Source organism: Bacillus sp. KNSH39, from assembly GCF_052656585.1.
The window spans coordinates 1,237,152-1,256,614 of sequence record NZ_JBQXYO010000001.1 but is presented as its reverse complement, the minus strand read 5'-3'; the positions used below and the strand labels follow the sequence as shown (position 1 = coordinate 1,256,614).

Annotated in this window: 23 protein-coding genes; 16 read left to right on the top strand and 7 right to left on the bottom strand. The window is 34.1% G+C overall.

The window, feature by feature from the left end; genetic code table 11:
• Nucleotides 1-302: 302 nt before the first annotated feature.
• The 7 genes from ACUL40_RS06295 to ACUL40_RS06265 all read left to right on the top strand — a co-directional run bounded on the left by ACUL40_RS06295 (nucleotide 303) and on the right by ACUL40_RS06265 (nucleotide 6,313).
• On the top strand, nucleotides 303-2,042 hold the full coding sequence (locus ACUL40_RS06295; protein WP_142408745.1) for a Xaa-Pro dipeptidyl-peptidase: 1,740 nt from the start codon (nucleotides 303-305) through the stop codon (nucleotides 2,040-2,042).
• A gap of 227 nt (nucleotides 2,043-2,269) precedes the next feature.
• Nucleotides 2,270-3,031 carry a class I SAM-dependent methyltransferase gene (locus ACUL40_RS06290; RefSeq protein WP_000490911.1) on the top strand — a complete coding sequence of 254 codons (762 nt, stop codon included), beginning with the start codon at nucleotides 2,270-2,272 and terminating at the stop codon, nucleotides 3,029-3,031.
• A gap of 100 nt (nucleotides 3,032-3,131) precedes the next feature.
• A complete protein-coding gene (locus ACUL40_RS06285; RefSeq protein WP_445422888.1) occupies nucleotides 3,132-3,692 on the top strand; it encodes an AAA family ATPase in 561 nt (186 codons plus the stop codon).
• 140 nt (nucleotides 3,693-3,832) lie between these two features.
• On the top strand, nucleotides 3,833-4,096 hold the full coding sequence (locus tag ACUL40_RS06280; RefSeq protein WP_000432421.1) for a hypothetical protein: 264 nt from the start codon (nucleotides 3,833-3,835) through the stop codon (nucleotides 4,094-4,096).
• A gap of 369 nt (nucleotides 4,097-4,465) precedes the next feature.
• Nucleotides 4,466-4,696, top strand: coding sequence for a hypothetical protein (locus ACUL40_RS06275; protein ID WP_000789031.1), 231 nt, complete (start codon nucleotides 4,466-4,468; stop codon nucleotides 4,694-4,696).
• 532 nt (nucleotides 4,697-5,228) lie between these two features.
• Nucleotides 5,229-5,720 carry an ankyrin repeat domain-containing protein gene (locus ACUL40_RS06270; RefSeq protein ID WP_000400680.1) on the top strand — a complete coding sequence of 164 codons (492 nt, stop codon included), beginning with the start codon at nucleotides 5,229-5,231 and terminating at the stop codon, nucleotides 5,718-5,720.
• A complete protein-coding gene (locus tag ACUL40_RS06265) occupies nucleotides 5,717-6,313 on the top strand; it encodes a DJ-1/PfpI family protein (protein ID WP_445422887.1) in 597 nt (198 codons plus the stop codon). The genes ACUL40_RS06270 and ACUL40_RS06265 overlap by 4 nt, the downstream gene beginning before the upstream one ends.
• A 19-nt stretch (nucleotides 6,314-6,332) precedes the next feature.
• Here ACUL40_RS06265 and ACUL40_RS06260 read toward each other — a convergent pair whose 3' ends face one another.
• Nucleotides 6,333-7,259: an aldo/keto reductase gene (locus tag ACUL40_RS06260; RefSeq protein ID WP_000559360.1), complete on the bottom strand. Its 927-nt coding sequence runs from the start codon at nucleotides 7,257-7,259 to the stop codon at nucleotides 6,333-6,335.
• 284 nt (nucleotides 7,260-7,543) lie between these two features.
• Here ACUL40_RS06260 and ACUL40_RS06255 point away from each other — a divergent pair, with 284 nt between their 5' ends.
• From ACUL40_RS06255 to dltD, 7 genes are all read left to right on the top strand, one after another.
• The gene (locus tag ACUL40_RS06255; protein WP_001228738.1) at nucleotides 7,544-7,900 is read left to right on the top strand and encodes an FtsB family cell division protein; all 357 of its coding nucleotides are present in this window, start codon (nucleotides 7,544-7,546) and stop codon (nucleotides 7,898-7,900) included.
• A 297-nt stretch (nucleotides 7,901-8,197) separates the two neighbouring features.
• A complete protein-coding gene (locus ACUL40_RS06250; protein ID WP_000271313.1) occupies nucleotides 8,198-8,524 on the top strand; it encodes a DUF3870 domain-containing protein in 327 nt (108 codons plus the stop codon).
• A gap of 186 nt (nucleotides 8,525-8,710) precedes the next feature.
• Nucleotides 8,711-9,772, top strand: a complete 1,062-nt coding sequence (locus ACUL40_RS06245) for a dipeptide epimerase (RefSeq protein WP_053082644.1) — start codon at nucleotides 8,711-8,713, stop codon at nucleotides 9,770-9,772.
• A gap of 39 nt (nucleotides 9,773-9,811) precedes the next feature.
• Nucleotides 9,812-10,813, top strand: coding sequence for a C40 family peptidase (locus ACUL40_RS06240; protein ID WP_445422886.1), 1,002 nt, complete (start codon nucleotides 9,812-9,814; stop codon nucleotides 10,811-10,813).
• A gap of 20 nt (nucleotides 10,814-10,833) precedes the next feature.
• On the top strand, nucleotides 10,834-12,456 hold the full coding sequence (locus tag ACUL40_RS06235; protein ID WP_445422885.1) for a peptide ABC transporter substrate-binding protein: 1,623 nt from the start codon (nucleotides 10,834-10,836) through the stop codon (nucleotides 12,454-12,456).
• Between the two features lie 114 nt (nucleotides 12,457-12,570).
• Nucleotides 12,571-13,104, top strand: coding sequence for a GNAT family N-acetyltransferase (locus tag ACUL40_RS06230; protein ID WP_000061617.1), 534 nt, complete (start codon nucleotides 12,571-12,573; stop codon nucleotides 13,102-13,104).
• A 268-nt stretch (nucleotides 13,105-13,372) separates the two neighbouring features.
• Complete coding sequence (gene dltD, locus ACUL40_RS06225) at nucleotides 13,373-14,554, top strand: D-alanyl-lipoteichoic acid biosynthesis protein DltD (RefSeq protein ID WP_048538300.1); 1,182 nt, start codon at nucleotides 13,373-13,375, stop codon at nucleotides 14,552-14,554.
• A 40-nt stretch (nucleotides 14,555-14,594) separates the two neighbouring features.
• Here the strand turns inward: dltD and ACUL40_RS06220 are convergent, their stop codons facing one another.
• The 3 genes from ACUL40_RS06220 to ACUL40_RS06210 form a co-directional block, all read right to left on the bottom strand.
• A complete protein-coding gene (locus ACUL40_RS06220) occupies nucleotides 14,595-14,819 on the bottom strand; it encodes a hypothetical protein (protein ID WP_000558689.1) in 225 nt (74 codons plus the stop codon).
• Nucleotides 14,820-14,987: 168 nt separating this feature from the next.
• A complete protein-coding gene (locus ACUL40_RS06215; protein ID WP_000952913.1) occupies nucleotides 14,988-15,593 on the bottom strand; it encodes a DedA family protein in 606 nt (201 codons plus the stop codon).
• A 233-nt stretch (nucleotides 15,594-15,826) separates the two neighbouring features.
• Entirely contained in the window at nucleotides 15,827-16,591 is a 765-nt protein-coding gene (locus ACUL40_RS06210) for a DUF1836 domain-containing protein (RefSeq protein ID WP_000447231.1), read from the bottom strand.
• Between the two features lie 258 nt (nucleotides 16,592-16,849).
• Here ACUL40_RS06210 and ACUL40_RS06205 point away from each other — a divergent pair, with 258 nt between their 5' ends.
• Both ACUL40_RS06205 and ACUL40_RS06200 read left to right on the top strand, forming a co-directional pair.
• Nucleotides 16,850-17,299 carry a hypothetical protein gene (locus ACUL40_RS06205; protein ID WP_000914478.1) on the top strand — a complete coding sequence of 150 codons (450 nt, stop codon included), beginning with the start codon at nucleotides 16,850-16,852 and terminating at the stop codon, nucleotides 17,297-17,299.
• A complete protein-coding gene (locus tag ACUL40_RS06200) occupies nucleotides 17,287-17,595 on the top strand; it encodes a YxcD family protein (protein ID WP_000447747.1) in 309 nt (102 codons plus the stop codon). The genes ACUL40_RS06205 and ACUL40_RS06200 overlap by 13 nt, the downstream gene beginning before the upstream one ends.
• A gap of 24 nt (nucleotides 17,596-17,619) precedes the next feature.
• On the opposite strand, the gene ACUL40_RS06195 is transcribed toward ACUL40_RS06200, so the two are convergent.
• The 3 genes from ACUL40_RS06195 to ACUL40_RS06185 are packed head-to-tail and all read right to left on the bottom strand — an operon-like array spanning nucleotide 17,620 to nucleotide 19,453.
• Nucleotides 17,620-18,855: an NAD(P)/FAD-dependent oxidoreductase gene (locus ACUL40_RS06195; protein ID WP_001286095.1), complete on the bottom strand. Its 1,236-nt coding sequence runs from the start codon at nucleotides 18,853-18,855 to the stop codon at nucleotides 17,620-17,622.
• The gene (locus ACUL40_RS06190) at nucleotides 18,852-19,184 is read right to left on the bottom strand and encodes a (2Fe-2S)-binding protein (RefSeq protein ID WP_000087065.1); all 333 of its coding nucleotides are present in this window, start codon (nucleotides 19,182-19,184) and stop codon (nucleotides 18,852-18,854) included. The genes ACUL40_RS06195 and ACUL40_RS06190 overlap by 4 nt, the downstream gene beginning before the upstream one ends.
• Nucleotides 19,181-19,453, bottom strand: a complete 273-nt coding sequence (locus tag ACUL40_RS06185; RefSeq protein WP_000182617.1) for a (2Fe-2S)-binding protein — start codon at nucleotides 19,451-19,453, stop codon at nucleotides 19,181-19,183. Before ACUL40_RS06185 ends, ACUL40_RS06190 begins: the two co-directional genes overlap by 4 nt.
• Nucleotides 19,454-19,463 lie beyond the last annotated feature (10 nt).

Here is a 19,463-nt window from a genome sequence, read left to right as displayed (position 1 = left end):
CGATAGAAATATTGGTTGTCTTTTTCTCTATTTATCCCGCTATTTGCCGGGCAGTAAGACCCCACCTCAAAATTCAGCGAAAGCAAAGAAGTGGCCCTGCTGATCGTAAACGTCCAATTGGTGAGGGTTGATTAAAGTTTCACTTTATAAAGAAGGTGGGAGTGGGAAAATAATTTCACACCTCCATTAAATTTTACTTAATAAGAAATCTTTGAGTTTCTCAACTTTTATATAAAAATAAAACTGAATTTTCAGTTATTTTGTTATATAGTAAAAGAGAACGAATAAGGGGAGGGAATATTTTGAGTAAAAAGAAAATGGCAATTACACTGTCAGCAATGCTATCTGCAACAATTATACCTAGCTTTACTATGGATGTGCATGCAGAGAATAAGGAAGAGACTAAAAATACGAAAATTGAATTAGAAAATGGGATGACAAAACCGATTTATTCTCTCGATGAAGCTATTATCGAAAATTTATATGTAGAGACAGAAGTTGATAGTGATCAAGACGGTAAGAAAGACAGAGTATCGATAAAAGTTATGCGTCCAAAGACAGATCCGAATGTGAAAGTTCCTGTTATTTATGAAATGAGTCCATATCGATCTGGATTAAAAGATGTTCCTGTATATAATGTAGATGAAGAATTGTATGCGTATGAAGGAAAACCGTATGGAGCGATTAATCTTGGTTCGTATGGGAACTATTACGTGCCAAGAGGTTATGCAGTTATTTTAGGCGAAAGTATCGGTACTGGAAAATCAGATGGATGCCCTACAACTGGAGATGAACAAGAGATACTCGGGACAAAATCTGTTATTGATTGGGTAAACGGTCGCGCGAAAGCATTTACAGAACAGGGTGAGGAAGTTCAGGCAAATTGGTCTACAGGCAATGTAGGTATGACTGGAGTTTCTTATAATGGTACATTACCAAATGCTGTTGCGACTACTGGAGTTGAAGGTTTAAAAACAATTATTCCAATCGCAGCAATTAGTAGTTGGTATGATTATTATCGTGCAAATGGTGCAGTCATTGCTCCAGGCGGATATCAAGGAGAAGATACAGATAATATGGCAGAAGCAGTACTGACAAGGGAAAACCCTGAAGTTTGCGGACAAGTTATAAAAGAGTTAACGGCTGGACAAGACCGAAAAACAGGTAATTATAATGATTTTTGGGATAAACGTAACTATGTAAAAGATGCTAAAAATGTAAAAGCGAGTGTATTTGTTGTTCATGGTTTAAACGATTGGAATGTTAAAACGAAACAGTTCGCGCAATGGTGGGAAGCACTTGGAGAAAATAATGTTCCGCGTAAAATGTGGCTACACCAAGGTGGTCATGGTGGGACATCAAGTAATAACTGGCAGCAAACACAAAATAAATGGTTAGATTATTGGTTGTACGGAATTGAAAATGGAATTATGGATGAACCAATGGTTGATGTGCAAAGAGAAAATAAAACGTGGCAAAAGATAAAAAATTGGCCAGATCCAGCAGCTGTACCTTCAAAAATCCGTATGTATTTAAGCAATAAATCAGTCAATTTGCCACTAAGTATGGGATCGGCTAATAAAGTTTTCTCATTCTTAGATGATGCACAAATAAAATCAAACCAATTAGTAGCAAACCCAGAATTAGAAGTAGCAAATCGATTAGTATATACAATGCCTGTACTGCAAAAAGATACGCGTATAAGTGGTACACCAAAGATTTCAATTACAGGAAATATTGATCGATCTGTATCAAATTTAACAGCGTTACTTGTTGACTATGGAGGAGCGAAGCCGGAAATCGTAACGAGAGGCTGGATGGACCCACAAAACGTAAAGAGTATAGAAAATTCAACAGCGATTCAACCGGGCAAAGATTATACATTCACATGGGACATGCAGCCAGATGATTATGTATTTAAAGCGGGGCATCAAATCGGAGTGGTTTTAATTGCAAGTGATTATGATTATACAATTAGACCGAAAGCTGGTACAAAACTTACTGTGAAATTAAGTGAAGTGACATTGCCGATTGTGAAATAAATATTTTTTCTAAAGAGCTTACTAAAGTAAGCTCTTTAATTTGTAGTCTGAATTTTTAATTTTTATATTTCAAATTGGAAGGTTATGTAATACAATATCATTATATTCTATGGAAAGTGAGTGATATATTATGACAGTCAGCTCTTTCGAAATCTCATTAAAATTAGAGGTACAGGAAGATTAGTTGAATTGAAATCTTCCGTACGTAAAAACGGAGGAGAAAATAAATGTTTAGCTTTTATAGTACACTTTGTACGGAACTGTATGATTACACAAAACCAGTCGGTTATTCTTTAAATGGTGATATTGAGTATTACAAAGAACGTTTAAAAGATTGTAGAGGAAGAATCCTCGAAGCTGCAGTAGGTTCAGGGCGTGTCATCATTCCGCTTCTAGAGGCTGGTTTTAAAGTGGATGGGATAGATTATTCACCTGAAATGCTAGATTCTTGCCGTAAGCGCTGTAAAGAGAGAGGCTTACATCCTAATTTGTATGAAGGAAGCTTGCAACAATTTTCACTTCCGCATAAATATGACGCAATTATCATTCCTACTGGATCTTTTTGTTTAATTGAAAATCGTGTGGATTCTATAAATGCATTAAAATGTTTTTATGAACATCTTAATCCAGGTGGACGATTAATTGTAGATATTATGCTCCCGCATAAATGGAAGACTGGGGAAATTCATACATCGACTTTCTCTTTGCCAAGCGGAGACGGAATCACATTAGAAAATAAATCAATTGAAATAGATTGGCTGAACCAAGTTACTGTATCATATTTGAAATATGAAAAGTGGAGTAAAGGACAGTTAGTACAAACAGAATTGCAACGCTTTGCGCTGCGCTGGTATGGAATAGAAGAGTTTATACTTCTTTTAGAAAGTATAGGTTTCTCAAACATTACTCGCTCTACTGAATATGTTTATGAAAAAGAACCGTCAAATGCAAATCAAACGATTACTTTTGAAGCTGTGCGAAAAGAATAGAACTAAAACTATGAATAAAAAATAAGGCAATCGTTTTAAAATCGGCTGTCTTATTTTTTATTTTATGTAATGGTTTATAGAGAAAGATTGGGGGAAATAAATGAAACTTATATTAATATTTGGCCCACAAGCAGTTGGAAAAATGACAGTGGGGCAAGAATTAGCAACATTAACCGGTTTAAAACTTTTTCATAACCACATGACAATTGATTTAGTAAGTCCAATTTTTGATTACAGTACGAAAGAAGCAAAAAGACTAGTAAGTTTATTTCGTAATGAAATATTTGAAGAAGTATCTAAAAGTGATTTATCTGGAATGATTTTTACGTGTATATGGGCATTTGACCTCCAAGAGGATTGGGATTATATACATCATGTAGAAAATATTTTTGAATCAAAAGGTGGGACAGTGTATTTTGTAGAGCTGGAAGCGGAATTAGATGAAAGATTAGAACGAAATAAAAGCCCGAATAGATTAGAACATAAACCGAAAAAAAGAGATATTGAGTGGTCTGAAAATAATTTGAAAGAAACGATGAAAATGCATAGATTAAACTCTCTTCATGGTGAAATTGAAAAAGAAGAGTATATAAAAATTAATAACACGTATTTGAGTGCAAAAGAAGTAGCGGAAATGATTAAAGAGAAGTTTCAATTGTAAAATTCCCGAAGTCTATTTCGTTTCTATTGTCCAAGCATTCTCCTACTAATTACATATACTATTTATGTTAAAATCGGTCACTATTTTAGATGGTGCTATTTTAATATATATAACTATGCAGGGAAGAGGGGAGAATAAATTTGGAAAACGTAGAACAAGATAGAATTGAAAATCAAGTGTATTCAAATCGTGTAGTAAGATCAGAATTTGATGCGAATTGGGAAACTTGTATATCAAAGAGTGGTTATGTAATTTATATAGCAACAAGTAATAATGCTGAAGTAATAGTGCTTCTTGCAGATGGTTCAAGTAAATTATTAATTTTCGAAAAAGGCGGTAAAGTAGTTGTAGGTGGCGGTGGAACAAGTCATTACAGTAAGCCGCATATTGCAAGAAATATTTAAGATAGAGCATGTTAATTAAGAAGAAACTAGAAAACGGTTGTCATTCATGTTTAGGGCATGATAGACGAACCGTTTTTTATTTGTTTATAAATTTAGAAGAACTTCATTGATTACAAATACATCAGGATGAGCAGCGAAATTAGAAGAAAACTTGGCGGGTAATGGTACAAAATATTATGTACATTTGCAAGAATCTTACAGCGATATAAAAAAGCATTTCCTATTTGGGGAAACACTACTTCTATGTTATAGTATAATAGTGTTTTTAGATGGTACTATTTTAATATATCTATAATTTTGTTATGTATTATTTTCATATTAAATTAGCACCTAAAGTATTTTTTTATATAAGGAGTAGTAATTAGAGAAATGAAAAATATAGACTTTATACTAGAAAGTGACGAGGCATTAAAACCGTCTGAACGATTAGTACTATTATTATTAGAGAAGCATAGAATGTTATATACGAACGATCTATTGGCATTATCAAATTTATCATATAAAACATTAACAGATTCATTAACGGCGCTAGTTTTAAAATCGTATGTGTTAAAGGAAACAGGTAAGGGAAGAAGACAGAATTGCTATAGATTAGTATGATAAGGCAGCTGTTTTAGAAACTTTTACATATGTTTTTTCAATTGTAAGGTGAAATTGTATTTTTGTTTTCGAACGAAAAACTTACTATAAGAGGGGCTAAGATAGTAGTGTTTCATTTTTGTAAATATAATTATTCTATCATTGAAAATACAAAAATAAAATAAACCGCATAAAACAGAAATAAAAAAACAATCCATTTTTAAAATGGATTGTTTTTTATTGGAATAATATTATTTGATATGTTGAAAGCATAAATAGCAGAATAAACATTACCTGTTTTAGTTCATGCAACTGAACAAATATGATGAAAACTATGTGTATAGTTTTTTGCTTGCTTTTTCAGTCATTCTAATGAAATCATGGTCTTCATTGTTTAAAGGCAGTATTTTTAACATTATTGCTATTCAGCATTAAGCACAAAAAGTGATATATAATATTATTATGTAAACTTAAGGTTTTAAAAGGAAAATATAATAATGAATAGAACATGTAGAAGGAGATGCTTAAATATTTTGAAGGATGGGAGATTATTATGGAGCATTTACAATCAATAGCACAAGCTGTTATAAGTGGTAATAAGGAAAAAGTAGTGAAGTTTATAAAGGCGAGTCCAAGTATTGTTAACGAATGTAGTGAAGATGGATGGACACCACTTCATTTAGCAGCTTATTTTGGACAGAAAGAAATAGCGAGTTTTCTTTTAGAAAGTGGTGCAGATATACATAGTAGAGCGAAAAACGAAAATGAAAATACGCCTTTGCAAGCAGCAATTGCGAACAAGCAAAGTGAACTTGTTGCTTTCTTAATTGAAAAAGGATTAGATGTAAATATTATGCAAAGTGGTGGCTGGACAGGACTTCACGAAGCGGCATTATTAGGAAATGAAGAAATAATTATGTTACTCCTTAAAAATGGAGCTAATAAGATGATAAAGAAAAATGATGGGAAAACAGCGTATGATATTGCATTAGAAAAAGGATATGATCATCTATTACATCATTTGAAACAGGAAGTGAACTTATGATGAATAAATGGAGTGTTGGTATATTTTTATTTAATGAAGTAGAAGTGTTAGACTTTGCAGGGCCATTTGAAGTTTTTTCTGTAACTGAGGTGAATGAGGAAAAACCATTTACTGTTTATACAGTTAGCGAGAATGGGGAAATGATTACAGCAAGGAACGGATTGAAGGTACAGCCAGATTATAGTATTGAAAATTTACCACCAGTGGATATTTTAATAATTCCGGGCGGGCTAGGTGCTAGAGAATATGAAATAAAAAATGAAATAGTAATAAAATGGATTCGCCAACAAATGAAAGAAGTAAAGCTGATGACTTCAGTTTGTACAGGATCGCTATTACTGGCGAAAGCAGGTTTACTGGAAGGTTTAAAAGCAACAACACATTGGGCTAGTATTGAAAAGTTTAAAAATGAGTTTCAAAATGTTGAAGTTATAGAAAATGTAAAGTTTGTAGATGAAGGACATATTATAACATCTGCCGGAATTTCAGCTGGAATTAATATGGTATTTCATATTGTGAAAAACTTGTTAGGTGTGCATGTTGCGGAGGACACAGCGAAGCGAATGGAGTATGATATTAGTTTCCCAAATTAAAAAGCCCGAATTGGGCTTTTTATATTGAATGAATATAGTTAAGCTCTTCATCACTCAACATAGGGCGAACAGATGCATTTGCATTTTCTTGTGCTTGTATTCCTGTTTTGGCACCAGGAATTACAACACTTACTGCCGGATGAGAGAGTACATAGCGAAGTGCAAGTTGCCCTAAGGTCTGATTTTTATTTGAGAGCAACCGAAGTTTCTTTACAGTTTGTAAGTCTTCTTGAAACCAAGTTTCATTTGGCCAATCTTTGCGTAAATCTCCATCCGGAAAAATTGTTTTATTTGTGAATTTTCCAGTTAAAATGCCCATTTTTAATGGACCACGAATAACAGCTCCTAAATTTTTCTCTTGTAAAAATGGTAATATATCTTTTTCTGGTTTTCGATTTAATATATTGTAATCAAGCTGTACGATATCAATTTCGTTGTTGTTATTGAAATGATGAATGTATTGTAAATCATGAGTCGAAACACCGACTGCCCTTACTTTTCCATCACGTTTTAATATGTCAAATGCACGTAGAAATGCTTCTGTTTCCCTACGATTATGCCACCAAATATGACAAAAATAAAGATCAATATAATCTGTTTGAAGACGTTGTAAACTTGTTTCAAATACGGCGATGATTTTTTCGGGAGTATCATATACAGGAACTCCATTAGGGTCGTAGTGGTGTCCGATTAAACCACCTTTCGTTGATAGGATAATATCATTACGATGTCCTTTAATCGCGGTAGCCACCAACTTTTCACTATGTCCTAAACCATACACATCCGCAGTATCAATAAAATTCACACCACACTCAATTGCTTTTTTTATAGCAGTTATAGATTGTTTATCGTTAACAGGTCCCCATTCATCACCACCGATTGCCCATGCCCCAAAACCTATTTCAGAAACAGTTATTCCAGTTTTACCTAATGTGCGGTAATGCATATTTCTCCTCCTTGTAAGCATGTTATAACATGGATATGTGGGGTAAGAATTTTGTGTGTGAAAAAACTCTTCTACAATAGTAGAAAAAGAATTACAGAAACTACTATTTTATAGCAGCATGTATAAAAAAAAACGGTGTAAATGTAGAAATGTCGTCGAATGCTATCTTTAATTGGTTAATTTATGGGATATTTTTGTGAAGGAGTTTATTTTATAAGAATAGAATTTAGTTTAGTAAGAAAACGTGCCGATGGTAGTGAAAAATATGGGTTAGGGGGATTTGAATGAGGAAACTCAAACGAGTAAATGTTCCTAATATACCAGAACAATCATCACAACCTAGTGACAAGCGTAAGATAAATAAAAAGAAGTTAAGGCGTCTTATTTTAATGGTCCTTTTTATTGCAGCAACTACTCTGTACGTTCAATATATTTTAACGAAACAACAAGAAGTAATTGATAAAAAGAAAGATACGATTACGGATCAAAAGAAACAATTAGTATCTTTAAAGAAAGATAAAGATTCTTTAAAGACTAACATAGAAAATTTAACAGACGATGAGGAAGAAATTTTGAAGTTAGCGAGAAAAGAGTATCAATTTTCTAAGTCAAATGAAACTATATTTGTGATGCCAAAGTAATAAAAAAACAGTTAGCCATTGAACTGCACCTCCAATTGTTAGGCAGCGTCTAACAATTGGAGGTGCAGTTTTTTATGTATGAATGTCATGGTACAAGGAACAATCACATATTGTAAAAATGAAGAGTTTAAGCTGTTTTCATAAATATGGAATATACACTAAAATAAATGTTGTTAAAATTCTGTCAATTATATTATAATACAAGGTAAGCGGATACATTTTTTAATCAACGTTGAGTTCCTCGCTCATACGACTATTAAGAAACCCGTTATCCTCGTATAAGAAAGGAAGATAGCTGTGTACGCTTCAAATACAATTTATATCGTAGGGGATGCGAAAGCACCTCAAAATAATCCCATTACTGAAAAGTTTAAAAGCTATTTCGTAGCATTTATCCTTGTTAAGGATACAGGGGAAATTGTAGATGCAGACTGCTCAGCGACAATTGCATTAACATCTCAATTTGTTAAATATTTATTTCTACATAAAAATATAAATGACCCGGCGTTAGTAATGGAAGTAAAGAACCGATATTTCGGTTCTTCTCAAAAAGCGTTACTTGTAGCGCTAAAAGATGCACAGAAAAAATATAATCAGCTTGCTGCTTTGTCTACTCAATCATAGACAAAATCCAGCCGTAAGAATCATTCTTATGGCTGGATTTTTTTATTTCACATTATCGTCCTACATTAAAAGTAAACGAAAATAAAGTAGAGAGATAGGAGAGTAAATGCCCAATGGGTTTACCTAATAATCCGTGGGTATAAATCTCCGGTGGATTAAAATTTCACTTCATTGGAGAACGAAAGGATGAACAAAATGAAAATTACAGATGTAAAAGTAAATCGTAGACGTGTAAAACTGCATACACCGTTTAAAACCGCGCTTCGTACTGTAACCGAAATTGAAAGTATAGATGTTTATATTCATACAGACGAAGGAGTGATTGGTAAGGGGGCTGCAGCCGCAACGCCAGTTATTACGGGGGATTTCACCAGCGGAATGGAAGAAGCGATTTTAGGGCCGATGCGTTCATGTTTAATTGGTCAAAATATCATTCAATTTCAGCAGTTACTACAGCGCATTCAAATGAGTTGTATTGGAAATTCAAGTGCGAAAGCAGCGGTAGATATCGCTTTATATGATGTATATTGCCAATATCAAAATGTGCCGTTATATGCATTGTTAGGCGGGAAGAAAGAAATTCATACCGATATTACAGTGAGTGTGGATGAGCCTGTATTAATGGCAAAAGAAGCGAAGAAACATATAGAAAAAGGATTTCAAATATTAAAGATTAAAGTGGGTAAAGAGGCGCATTTAGATTTGGAACGTATTGAGGCAATTCGAAATGTGGTACCAAGAAATACGACATTACGTTTAGATGCGAATCAAGGTTGGAGTCCAAAAGAAGCGGTTTCTATCATTCAAGAGATGGAAAATCGTAATTTAAATATAGAATTTATTGAACAACCAGTACACGCGAAAGATTGGGATGGGTTAAAGTACGTCAAAGATCGTGTGCAAACGCCAATTATGGCCGATGAAAGTATATTTTCAGCAAGTGACGCATTAAAGCTCGTTCAAGGAAGATATGCAGATTTCATTAATATTAAATTAATGAAATGTGGTGGCATACGTGAAGCATGGCGTATTGCTGATATCGCAGAAACAGCTGGTGTGAAGTGTATGGTGGGCAGCATGATGGAGTCTTCACTTTCCGTTAGTGCTGTTGCGCATTTAGCGGCAGCGCATCCTAATATTCATTATTTTGATCTTGATGCACCGCTTTGGTTAATGGAAGAGCCAGAAGGAATGACTTATTCTGGATCAAAGGTAAACCTTCAATCGACAGTGAATAGTAAATCTTAGGAGAAGAGACAAGTAAACTATCTTTTAAGGGGGATATATATGAAAAAAGTAGGAACTGCATTTTTAACAACTTTATTTATATTTTCATCGTTTACATCGGCAAATGCTGAAGAAAAGAAGGATAATAAAGCATTTATAGATGTATCTGCTGCAACGTTATGGACAGCACCTGATTCATTAAGACCAATCGATACACCGAGTGCAACAAATCCAGTGGATCTATGGAAATGGACGAAATCAATGACACTTGACGAGAAACTATGGTTAACAAATGCAAATAAATTAGCAACACAAGCTTTACTCGGTCAAGAAGTAACTGTTATTGATAAGAAAGGTGAATGGGTGAAGGTATTAGTGCATGGACAGCCAACACCACGAAATGAAGAAGGTTATCCGGGCTGGATGCCTGAAAAACAATTAACATATAATCAAGAATTTGCAGATAAAACAAATGAACCTTTTGTCTTAATAACTAAACCAACAGCGATTTTATATATAAATCCTTCTGAAAAACATAAATCACTTGAAGTCAGTTATAATACAAGACTGCCGCTATTAAGTGAAGACACAATTTCATACCGTGTATTGTTGCCAAACGGTCAAAAAGCATGGCTACGAAAAAATGATGGAACAGTTTACCGATCTCAAACTGATATTCCAACTCCGGCGGCCAATGATTTAATTAACACAGGGAAAATGTTTTTAGGCTTACCGTATATATGGGCTGGTACAAGTGGTTTTGGATTTGATTGCTCTGGCTTCACACATACGATCTATAAATCGCACGGCATTACAATTCCGCGAGATTCTGGACCGCAATCAAGAGCAGGGGTTGCAGTTGATAAAGAAAATCTACAAAAAGGAGATTTAATTTTCTTTGCACATGATCAAGGGAAAGGTAGTGTCCATCACGTTGCAATGTATATTGGTGATGGCAATATGATTCACTCACCAAGAGCTGAAAGGTCGGTAGAGATTATACCGCTAAATACACCAGGATATATAGAAGAATACGCTGGTGCTCGTCGTTACTTACCTTAAAAATAGAAGGGGGTTTTTAAATGAAAAAAGTTATTCGTTACTCATTAGTTAGTACTCTATTAGTTTCTTTATTTTTAGTTGGTTGCGCAAAAGAAAAAACTGCAACAAAGCCGAAAGATGAGAAGAAAGTATTACAGTTACTAGAAACAGGTGAAATTCCGTCGTTAAATTCAGGGAGAGTAACAGATGCAGTCTCGTTTAACGTTTTGAATAACGTAATGGAAGGACTATTCCGTCTATCGAAAAATGATGAAGTAATTGAAGCCGGCGCACAAAAATATGAAGTGAGTAAAGATGGAAAAACATATACATTCCAATTACGTGATGCGAAATGGTCTAACGGAGAGCCAGTAACCGCTCATGATTACGTATACGCTTGGAAGCAATTGATAAATCCAGATACTGCTTCTCAATATGCATACATTGCGTACGATGTAAAAAATGCTGAGAAGATAAATAAAAAACAACTAGGTCTAGATGAATTAGGAGTAAAAGCGAAGGATGATAAAACATTCGTCGTAGAGCTAGAACATCCTGTACCGTATTTTACGAAATTATTAATTTTACCATCCTTCTATCCAATTAACGAAAAATATGCGAAAGAGCAAGGTGATAAATATGGATTAGAAGCAAATAAAGCGGTATATAATGGACCGTTTACATTATCAGAGTGGAAGCATGAAGCTAGCTTTACAATGAAGAAAAACGATAAGTATTGGGATAAAAAAGAAGTGAAGTTAGATGAAGTAAACTATCAAATTGTAAAAGAAATTTCAACTGCGGTAAATTTATATGAAACAGATAAAGTTGATAGAGCTGTTATTTCTACAGAATTCGTAGATAAATATAAAAATAATAAAGGGCTAAAACAATATACAGATCCAGTTATGTACTTCTTCCGATTTAATGAAAATGTACCGATTCTTAAAAATAAAAATGCACGTCTTGCGCTAAGTACAGTTTTTGATAAGAAGGGACTCGCAGATTCATTTTTAAATGATGGATCGGTTGCAGCAAACTATTACGTACCAAAAGGATTTTTAAAGGGACCAGATAAAAAAGATTTTAGAAGTACGGCAGGTGAGTTTAATAAAACTGATGTAAAAAAAGCGAAAGAATATTGGGAAAAGGCAAAGCAAGAAACAGGTACAGATGAAGTGACGTTAGAACTATTAAATTATGACTTGGAAAACTTTAAAAAAGTTGGAGAGTACATTAAAGAGCAGCTTGAGAAAAACTTACCAGGATTAAAAGTGAATGTGAAATTACAACCACATACGCAAAAATTATCACTTGAGAAGAAGAAAGAATATGAAATGTCGTTATCACGCTGGTTACCAGATTATCCAGATCCAATGACTTACTTAGAAGTATTCCTTTCTGGAAGTAGCGTCAATAATACAGAATATGCAAACCCAGAATATGATGCGTTAATTAAGAAGATTAAAACAGAATTAGGTAATGATGAAAAGGCTCGCTGGAAAGCAATGCAAGAAGCTGAAAAAATGCTACTTGATGATGCAGTAATTGCACCGGTATTCCAGCGCGGATTATCTTACTTACAAAAACCATATGTGAAAGATTTATATGTACATCAATTTGGTCCAGCTACAAGTTTAAAATGGGCAGATGTACAAAAATAAAAGAATGGAGAAACAGACTTCATGTATGTGATAGTCTGTTTTTCTTATTTAAAGTTAGAAAAATAGTTCATGGTATAATTTATTAGTCTGTAAACAGTATTTGGAGGGGAAATGATGTCTATGTTTGAAGAAGAGAAAGTAATTTATACAAAAAGATTATTTATGAGGAAACCAATTGTAGAAGATATTAATCAGTTTTATAACATATTAAAAAAAGATACTGTTGGCAAATGGTTGGCTAAATCAAGAGGAATGTCGAAGGAAGAAACAAATGATTATATTGGGCAACTTATCTTACATTGGGAACAGTATGACTTCGGGGTATGGTTGTTATTTAATAGTGAAACAGGAAAGCTTTTAGGACATTGTGGTTTAAGAAAGGTAGATGAAACAGGTGCAATAGAAATTATGTATCTCCTTGACCCAGAACATTGGAGGAATGGGTATGCATTAGAAGCAGCAGAGGCTTCCATTAAATATGCAATAGAGACTTTGAATGTAACAAGAATAATTGCTAGAGTTAAAGTAGCAAATGAGAGCTCGAAAAAACTTTTACGAAAGCTCGGGTTTATATATACTCATGAAGTTAATCATAGCGGGCGTTTATTATCATATTTTGAACTTCATACATCATCCGAAGAATTCTAGACATTTCATATGTTTTTTTATTGTTAAAAAATAAAATTATTACTAAAATTCCAGTGTGAAATTTATGTAGAATCTTGTATAATTAACATGTTTCTATGGAAACATTTTCTTGCGCTATTTATATAGGGCTTAATAGAACAAGGAAGGAAATACATACATGTATATAATAGATAAATAGAATGGAACATGTATAGAGACAAAGGAGAGAAAAGATGACGTGTCAAAAACAAGGGTTACAATTTAATAACGATAGAAAGAGGGACAGAAGATGAAAATGAAGCATGCTTTTGGTCCTATAATTTTAGCATGTGTGCTTTTTTTCATTATCATTCTAATCCCATCGAAAAGTTTAGTATCGCTTATTAGTGATAAGAAGGTAGAAGATGCGGCAACTTCTTTACAAAAAGAGAAATTACAAAGTGTTTTCTTACAGCAAAAAATGTTAGAGAATTCACAGTATTTACCGATGTACGGTTCATCAGAATTTTTACGAATGGATGCATATCATCCGTCTAATTATTTCAAAGTAAATCCAGCTGGTTTTACACCGTTTTTAATTGGAACTGGCGGTACACAAAGTTTAGCTCATATTTTAAATATGACATCTACTATGGATGAATTAGAAGGTAAAAAAGTAGTCTTTGTTCTTTCACCACAATGGTTTACAAAGACTGGTGTCTCACAAGGGGATTTCACTAATAATTTCTCCAAACAACAAGCATATCATTTTATTTTTAATGATAAGATAAATCCAGAAATGAAAAAGCAAATCGCGAAACGGCTATTAGATTATAAAGTTGTTCAAGAAGATGATATATTAAAAAATTCATTAGAAGGTATTGTATATAATGATACGAAACATAACATAAAAGCAGGTTTAGTTAAACCACTTGCTTATATGCATCGAAATATTTTAGATCATAGAGATATATTTAACTCTTTATTTAAAATCGAACCGATGAAGGAGAAAACAAATATCAGACTTCGTTCAATTTCTTGGGAAGACGCACGTAAACACGCAGAACAAGAAGGGAAAGCTGAATCTACTACAAATACATTCGGAATTGAAAATCCGTATTATCATAAGAATAATCTGAAGAAAAAACTAAAAGGTTTAAAAAACTTTAGAGCAAATGAAACATATGATGAATCACCAGAATACGATGATTTACAAATTATTTTAGAGTTATTTAAAGAGAAAAATGTCAAACCACTCTTTATTTCTGTACCTGTAAATGGGCCTTGGTATGATTATACTGGCTTCCCGAAAGAACGCCGTGAAGTGTATTATAAAAAAGTTCGAGAACAGGTTGAGAAAGCAGGATATCCAGTAATTGATTTCTCTGGTCATGAATATGATAAGTATTTCTTAAAAGATACGATTCATTTGGGCTGGAAAGGTTGGATTTATTTTGATGAAGCAGTGCAGAAATTTTATTCTGAGAAATAAAGTATAGAAATCGGAATGGCTATGAGCCGTTCCGATTTTTTTAGTATAGAGGATTTTGGTGAGGACAATTTGGGAATGCATGTATATCTTGAATCTGTCTATAATCATAATGTTTCATTGCAAACTGAGCTTGATAAAGGTATTCATACACATATAATTGACCATCATGCGCTGAACATAATACACCAGAAGTTCCTTGCCCATTTATGAAGGAAATGCCGATAGGGCGTCCGATTAAGTACGGTATTTTTTGCTGCCAATGCATAGGGGAGTCACTCCTTTTTGAGATAATATACGAAAGAAATGATCAAATGGTTGCTTATCCATGTAAATGTAGATGGAAAGGTATTATATAATTCCTGAAGATTAATTCATATATAAATAAAAAACCGCTATAATTCCGAATGAATTTATAGCGGTTTTTATTATATTCTTAAGCGAGATTTTTACGCTTTTTTGTCCATTTTTTTATAACGAAGTATAAAAGTATAAGTACGACGCCACCAATTGCGAATGATTTCACATACGGACCAGCAATATCATTTATATTCTCCCAATTTTCACCTAGTTTTTCACCTAAATAAATGAAAATAATAGACCAAGGGATAATCGCAAGTGCTGTTAATGTAGTGAAACGTAGTAATGGCATTTTTGTAATACCAGCAGGAATTGAAATCGCATGACGCACTACTGGAATGAAGCGTGCTGTAAAAATGACGCCAGTTCCGTAACGATTAAACCAATCTTCTGCAGCATCTATTTGTTTTTTATGTATGAAAATATATTTTCCGTAACGTTCTAATATAGGGCGTCCGCCGTATCGTCCAAGCCAATAAATAAAGATTTGAGCAATAACACCGCCAATTGTACCGAATACAACAGCGCCTATAAATGAGATACTTCCATTGAATACTAAGTATCCTGCATAAGCAAGGACAATTTCACTTGGGATAATTTCAATCATAAGTCCAAGCATAATGCCCCAATAACCTAATCCTTCAAAAAACGTTAATACTGAATGAATAAAACTACTTAACATTGTTGCACCTTCTAGTTTATGAATTTTTGAGTATAAAAACCTTTTATTTAATGACGTAAAAGGTTCACTATATGTAGATTATACCTTATTTACATAGGGGATTGCTATTTCAATTCTTTTATGTCTCTCATAATTATTATAGTAAAAGATATAAGCCGCGTTTTCATGAAGGGTTAATGAAAAGATTATTAAAAATTTCTCATAAAAAATAGAAGCATTTCTGCTCCTATTTTTTAAGGCTTCACATCTAAGTTCTGTAAAAATAAAGTTGCTGTTACGTAACGTTTTGCTAACATTTGTACATATGCGGTATGTACAGAAAGGGTCGCAATAATAATAGCGTTACGAATTGCTTCGCGTTGTTCGTTATTAATTTGATCGAACTTGCTTGCGATTTTATCAGCTTTTTCTTTTACGATGTTTTCAATTGTATGAACGGTATCTGTTGCATTTAATTGTAAGCAATTCCCTTGATTGAGTTCTTCAAATAGAGAAGAGTATGCTACATATAAATGAACAGGATTGATTAAATCATCACTTCGATCGGCTGGGTCATTTACAATAAGGCGTAATAGCTTACGAATGGATTCAAAATCAAGTGCTGTTTTTAAATCTTCGACAATAAATAGTAAGGCTGCTTGTTCAATTGAATATTTTTTCCCCTTTTGAGGAGAGCCAATCATTTCTTTTATATCTCGTTTCACCCAGTTTTGCATAGCAGTTACAGAGAAACTTGTGTTTTCAATCTGATTGCCAAGCGCAACTATTTCATTTAAAGAAAAACCGACATCAGTATCGTCAATTTTAATCAGCTTTTCAAAAATAGGTGAAAGTGCGGTAGTAATAAAAGCTGTAACGCTTTGTCCGCTTTCAATATCTTTTTTATGTGACTTTGCCCAAGCTTCTTGTAAAATACCGAGAGGCTTTTTCGTATTCCATCCTCTTAGTGATAGAAGAAGGGTAGCCATTTCGTTTCGTGTGAGATGAAATGTTTCCATCTTTTCACCTCCAAAATAATAAAAAGTTCTTATGAACTTATAATATGTTTTGTTTCATTTAAAGTCAATTCTGTTTTGCTTAATTTTTCCTTTGTCACCAAACTGTCGGAAGTAAATAATACTTGCATATTTCGACAAAAGTTCATATAATAAGTTCATAAGAACCTTTAAAATGTTCTTAAAAACAAATCTATCATTCTGAATTTACTAGAAAGATAGATTTCACATATATCTATATAAAAGGAGAATGGATATAATATGTTGAAAAAACTTGTAGCAGTAATGACAGCATTCATGGTTATCTTTGGGGCTAGCAGCTTTATGTTCGTAGATCATGCGGCAGCGAAAAGTTACAAATCTGGTAAAAAATCATTTACACCAAGTTCAGGTCAAAAGTCAAAAGTTGATTTAAACAAAAAAGACTCAAATGTAAATTCTCAAAAAACGACTCCAGATTCAAAAACGAAAGCAACAAATACAGCACCAAAAAGTAATAAAGGAAGCTTTATGAAAGGTTTATTACTAGGTGGTCTTGGTGGTTTACTAATGGGTAGCTTATTTGCAAATATGGGAGCTCTTGGTTCTGTATTAGCGTTTATGGTAAATATGTTAGTAATGGCTGGTATCGTAATGTTAGCAGTTCGTGCATTTAAATACTTCAAAGACCAACGTAAGAAGAAGGCAGATGAAGTAGCATGGAAACAATAAAAATTTCTGAACAAGAGCTTATAAATGCGCTTTGTATATATATCGCTGAAAAAAGACAAGTGGGTCCAGAAGAAGTATTAGTTGAACTTATGTATGATGATGACTACGGTTTCTCTGCGGAAGTAGAGGTAAATGGTCGCCAGCAAATTTTAATTCAAGCAAACTTAATCGAAGCTTTACGCTTATTGCTTGACAGAGAATATAATGTCAATCCATTCGCAGCGAGATTGCAACTTGAATTAGATGATGAAGAAGGAATTTACGCATTAGCGAAATTTAATAACTCAGATGAGTAGAGAAAAGAGCTGTTGAGAATAATCTCAGCAGCTCTTTTTAGTATGTGCATATGTAGAAGAATAATCACGCCAAATTTCATTCATTTTTCGTCTACCGATATCTACCATCGGATTAAACTGAATTGCAGCTTTCTGACGAACAAAGTGAACGTTTTGCATGGCGTGAGATAATTGTTGGTCGACTATATCACGTTTTTTACTTGCATATTTTGCGATAGATAGACCTGCAACTGTTCCTTGCGCCATCGCAATTTTTCCGCTTTCAATGCCTGTAATATTGCCAGCTACAAATAAACCAGGAAGAGGAGTTTCCATTGTTTCAGAATGGAGAGGAACGTGTCCGCCTAATTCTGAAATGTAATGGAAGGGACAACCGGCTACAGCTGCAAGTTCGGCAAGTGGGTATAATCCCCCGGCAATACATACAAAATCTGCTTCATATATTTTCTCTGTTCCATTAATAACATTTCCTTTAGAGTCAATATTAGCAATACGTACACCTTCAACTTGATCTGTTCCGATAATTTCAAGAGCTGCTTTCCGAAGGTGAAGTGGCGTTCCGTTTATTTTCATTCCGTTGTTTGGATAGAATGTTAATCCAGCTTTTCGAATCCAATCAAATTTCATAAAGTGGCTACCTATTCGCAAGAAAGCAGAAGGAGCGAGGTGAGCTGCATTTAAAAGAGAGTTTAAAACTTCTTCAGGTTCACCAGCTTTTTGACTTAACTCGCTTTTCTCAGGGAGTACAATATGATCCACTGTAATTCCCGCTAATTGCAATTCACTTAAAATGGCGAAAGACAAAATGTTAGCACCAATAATAATTCCTTTTTTTCCAACTTGCACGCGATGAACATTTGTCATAACTTGAGCTGCTCCAATTGACATCACTCCTGGAAGTGTCCAGCCAGGAAGGGGAATAGAATATTCCGCAGCTCCAGTAGCAAGTAGTACGAAAGGTGTTTCTAACGTACCGATATTAGTATGTACAAACCAATTGTTTTCATCTCTATCTAAATTATAGACCGAAACACCGCACCTGATATGTACTGAAAGTGATTCTGCTTCTTCATGAAGTCGCTTCGATTCTTCTATTCCGTTCCACCATTCTCCAGTAGGCTCTTGATGCAACTGTCCTAACAATCTCCCGCCCGGCTTCATAAATTCATCAATAACGAGCACTTTTAGTCCGAAACGAGCACAAGAGATAGAAGCAGATAATCCCGCTGGCCCTGCACCTATAATAATTACATCACTCATCGCTTTTTCACCATCTCTCTCACGATATTCGGATGCTGTTTCCCGCTTTCAACAACCATGTTTTCTTCTACAACAGTTAAGCATGCGCGTACATTTGTTTGATTATTTACTGTCACGCGGCATTCGGAACAGTGCCCGATATTACAATAAATACCTCGCGGTGTTCCGCTATCTTCATGAACTCTTAATGTCCGTATTCCATTTGCTAACAGGGCAGCAGCTATCGTTTCATGTTCATATGCTTCGTATTGATGACCGTTAAATTGAAAGGTAATACGCTCACTACTTTGTAAAGTACCTAAAATAGGGTGATGTGTAATTCTACTCATTTACTTTCACCTACTGATCCAAAAGTAACTGCACGTATTGGTGGTTGATATTTTAACGGTAGTTCATTAAGATTTACGTCAGGATTCGCATTTTCAATCATTCGATCTATCATTATTCTGCATGTGCGCCCACCGCAAAATCCCATGCCAGCACGTGTTCTTAGTTTTAATTCTCTTGCCGAGCAGTTATATTCAGCAATTGTCGATTGAAGTTGCCCATATGTAACCTCTTCACAACGACAAACGATTAAGTTGTTTTTATTTGTCATGTGTATTCCT

Excerpts from the sequence above, each read along its gene's own strand:
- ACUL40_RS06290 (WP_000490911.1), top strand. The coding sequence starts at position 2,270 with ATGTTTAGCTTTTATAGTACACTTTGTACGGAACTGTATGATTACACA.
- ACUL40_RS06285 (WP_445422888.1), top strand. The coding sequence starts at position 3,132 with ATGAAACTTATATTAATATTTGGCCCACAAGCAGTTGGAAAAATGACA.
- ACUL40_RS06275 (WP_000789031.1), top strand. The coding sequence starts at position 4,466 with ATGAAAAATATAGACTTTATACTAGAAAGTGACGAGGCATTAAAACCG.
- ACUL40_RS06270 (WP_000400680.1), top strand. The coding sequence starts at position 5,229 with ATGGAGCATTTACAATCAATAGCACAAGCTGTTATAAGTGGTAATAAG.
- ACUL40_RS06265 (WP_445422887.1), top strand. The coding sequence starts at position 5,717 with ATGATGAATAAATGGAGTGTTGGTATATTTTTATTTAATGAAGTAGAA.
- ACUL40_RS06260 (WP_000559360.1), bottom strand. The coding sequence starts at position 7,259 with ATGCATTACCGCACATTAGGTAAAACTGGAATAACTGTTTCTGAAATA.
- ACUL40_RS06255 (WP_001228738.1), top strand. The coding sequence starts at position 7,544 with ATGAGGAAACTCAAACGAGTAAATGTTCCTAATATACCAGAACAATCA.
- ACUL40_RS06245 (WP_053082644.1), top strand. The coding sequence starts at position 8,711 with ATGAACAAAATGAAAATTACAGATGTAAAAGTAAATCGTAGACGTGTA.
- ACUL40_RS06240 (WP_445422886.1), top strand. The coding sequence starts at position 9,812 with ATGAAAAAAGTAGGAACTGCATTTTTAACAACTTTATTTATATTTTCA.
- ACUL40_RS06235 (WP_445422885.1), top strand. The coding sequence starts at position 10,834 with ATGAAAAAAGTTATTCGTTACTCATTAGTTAGTACTCTATTAGTTTCT.
- ACUL40_RS06230 (WP_000061617.1), top strand. The coding sequence starts at position 12,571 with ATGTCTATGTTTGAAGAAGAGAAAGTAATTTATACAAAAAGATTATTT.
- dltD (WP_048538300.1), top strand. The coding sequence starts at position 13,373 with ATGAAAATGAAGCATGCTTTTGGTCCTATAATTTTAGCATGTGTGCTT.
- ACUL40_RS06220 (WP_000558689.1), bottom strand. The coding sequence starts at position 14,819 with ATGCATTGGCAGCAAAAAATACCGTACTTAATCGGACGCCCTATCGGC.
- ACUL40_RS06215 (WP_000952913.1), bottom strand. The coding sequence starts at position 15,593 with ATGTTAAGTAGTTTTATTCATTCAGTATTAACGTTTTTTGAAGGATTA.
- ACUL40_RS06210 (WP_000447231.1), bottom strand. The coding sequence starts at position 16,591 with ATGGAAACATTTCATCTCACACGAAACGAAATGGCTACCCTTCTTCTA.
- ACUL40_RS06205 (WP_000914478.1), top strand. The coding sequence starts at position 16,850 with ATGTTGAAAAAACTTGTAGCAGTAATGACAGCATTCATGGTTATCTTT.
- ACUL40_RS06200 (WP_000447747.1), top strand. The coding sequence starts at position 17,287 with ATGGAAACAATAAAAATTTCTGAACAAGAGCTTATAAATGCGCTTTGT.
- ACUL40_RS06195 (WP_001286095.1), bottom strand. The coding sequence starts at position 18,855 with ATGAGTGATGTAATTATTATAGGTGCAGGGCCAGCGGGATTATCTGCT.
- ACUL40_RS06190 (WP_000087065.1), bottom strand. The coding sequence starts at position 19,184 with ATGAGTAGAATTACACATCACCCTATTTTAGGTACTTTACAAAGTAGT.
- ACUL40_RS06185 (WP_000182617.1), bottom strand. The coding sequence starts at position 19,453 with ATGACAAATAAAAACAACTTAATCGTTTGTCGTTGTGAAGAGGTTACA.